A 2,360-nucleotide genomic window follows, 5' to 3' on the forward strand; every position below is an offset into this window, starting at 1 on the left:
TTATGGTCATTGTGAGATCCCGCGTTCAAAGCAGGACGTGGTTCCCATTGACATTGTTTCGGATCACCTTCCGGAACAGCATATAGCATCGCAGATGCACCAGACGAACCTTGACAATTCACATACGATTGAAGTGTTCATGAATGATGTAACAATTCGCATCAGCAATGATGCCGATCCTGTCCTGCTCACCAGGACACTCTGCCTGATCCGGGAGACCTCATGTTAGGTGATATCTCCGGCCTCGAAAAGATTTACATTGTCTGCGGCTATACAGATATGCGCAAATCGATCGATGGTCTCTGTGCCATGATCGAAGACCAGCTTAAGATGGATCCGGCATCCAGTGCGCTCTTCCTGTTTTGTGGAAGAAGACGGGACAGGATCAAAGCCCTGTTCCGTGAACCGGATGGCTTTGTCCTGATCTATAAACGGCTGTCTGTCCGGGGCGGCTATCAATGGCCAAGGAAGCAGTCGGAAGTCCGGAATCTTTCCTGGCGGGAGTTCGACTGGCTGATGTCAGGAATTGATATCGACCAGCCAAAAGCACTTAAAGCAGAGTAAAAAAGCATCTGGATTCCGGTAAAAATCCTGCACAGAAAAATGTCTGATTTCCTTATAAATTCAGCGTTTTTCAGCCCTTGTTTTCCTTTAGAAATAGCTGTATTTCTGGTATAATAAAGATATCAAATCCAAGGAGAGAACGATGGCTTCCAGTGCAAAAGACATCCAGCTGCGAGAGCTGAAGGACACTATAACACAGCTGAAAACAATGATCTGTGAGCAGACGGAACTGATCAGATCTCTCCGTCTTGTTATTGACGAAAAAACCAGCCACGAAAAAGCCCTTCAGGAACAGGTAGACTATCTGACCAAAAAGCTTTTCGGTTCCTCCAGCGAAAAAAGAACCGATGACATTCCGGGGCAGCAGAACCTCTTTGATGAAGCGGAAGTGGAACAGGATCTTTCCCTGTTGGAAGAAGAGACCGTGATCCGGGAGCATACCCGCAAGAAGAAAGCAACCCATGAGGATCTTTTTAAAGGCCTGAAGGTTGAAAAAGCAGTCATCCCTCTTCCGGAAGAAGATCAGGCCTGCCCGGTCTGCGGTACGCAGATGGTTCTGATCGGCGAAGAGTATGTCCGCCGTGAGCTGGAATTCATCCCGGCCACATGCAAAGTGATCGAATACTACAGCCAGAGTTATGGATGTCCGTCTTGTAAGGAAGGATTGGGAGACACAGAAAAACCTGTGATCGTAAAGTCCCAAGTTCCGAAGGCTCTGGTAGGAAAAGGTCCGGCGACCGCATCTGCCGTTGCATGGACGATGTATCAGAAGTACGCCAACGGACTTCCCCTTTACCGTCAGGAGAAAGACTGGAAACAGTATGGTGCCCAGATCAGCAGGACGACACTTGCCAACTGGATTATCTATTGCTCCAGGAATTACTTTCAGCCAATGTATGATTATTTCCACCGGGAACTGCTGGGGCGCAGCTTCGCAATGGCAGATGAGACCCGGGTCCAGGTACTGAAGGAAGAAGAGCGTCGGGCACAGACGCAATCCTTCATGTGGCTGTTCCGCAGCGGCGAAGACGGCCTTCCTGCCATTATTTTATATGGCTATTCACCAACCAGGAGCGGCAGCCATGCAAAGGAGTTTTTGGAAGGCTATCATGGGTATCTGGAAACGGATGGTTATCAGGGCTACAACAGCCTGCCGGATATCAAGCGGTGTTCCTGCTGGGCACATATCCGCCGGTACTTTATCGACGCCGTTCCCAAAGGGAAACAGTATGATTACAGCCTGCCGGCCGTACAGGGAGTCCAGTATTGTAACCGCCTGTTTGCCATAGAGGATTCCATTCACAAAAAATATCCCGGTGATTATGAAAAGCGGAAGGTACTGCGTCTCGAGAAGGAAAAACCTGTTCTGGAGGCTTTCTGGTCATGGCTTGAGCAGCAAAAACCAGTCCGGAATACCCGCATGGATAAAGCGGTGAATTATGTCCTTAACCGGCGGGAAACAGCACAGACTTATCTGGAGGATGGCCGCTGCAGCTTCACAAACAATCTCAGCGAGAACGCGATCCGTCCGTTTGCGGTCGGCCGGAAGAACTGGCTGTTCAGTGATTCTGCAGAAGGAGCCAATGCCAGTGCTGTAGTCTATACAATGGTTGAGATGGCAAAGGCGCATGACCTGAATGTTTACGGATATCTTAAATTTCTGTTGGACCATCGTCCAACGAAAGAGATGACCGATGATCAGCTCGCAGAGCTTGCACCCTGGAGTGAAAAACTCCAATCTATCAAAAATCGCATGTGAATTATAGTGAATTACTCCAACTCGCAAAGGGCTGGGG

Annotated in this window: 3 protein-coding genes; all 3 read left to right on the forward strand. The window is 49.1% G+C overall.

What is annotated here, in order from left to right; genetic code table 11:
• A partial coding sequence (locus Q2J39_RS10620; RefSeq protein WP_300968165.1) for a hypothetical protein occupies positions 1–229 on the forward strand: 229 nt, incomplete at its 5' end.
• Entirely contained in the window at positions 223–564 is a 342-nt protein-coding gene (tnpB, locus tag Q2J39_RS10625; protein ID WP_173039957.1) for an IS66 family insertion sequence element accessory protein TnpB, read from the forward strand. The genes Q2J39_RS10620 and tnpB, both read left to right, overlap by 7 nt.
• A gap of 142 nt (positions 565–706) precedes the next feature.
• Positions 707–2,323, forward strand: coding sequence for an IS66 family transposase (locus Q2J39_RS10630; protein ID WP_300968166.1), 1,617 nt, complete (start codon positions 707–709; stop codon positions 2,321–2,323).
• Positions 2,324–2,360: the final 37 nt, after the last annotated feature.

The organism is uncultured Allobaculum sp. (genome assembly GCF_948576815.1).
Lineage (GTDB): Bacteria > Bacillota_I > Bacilli_A > Erysipelotrichales > Erysipelotrichaceae > Allobaculum > Allobaculum fili.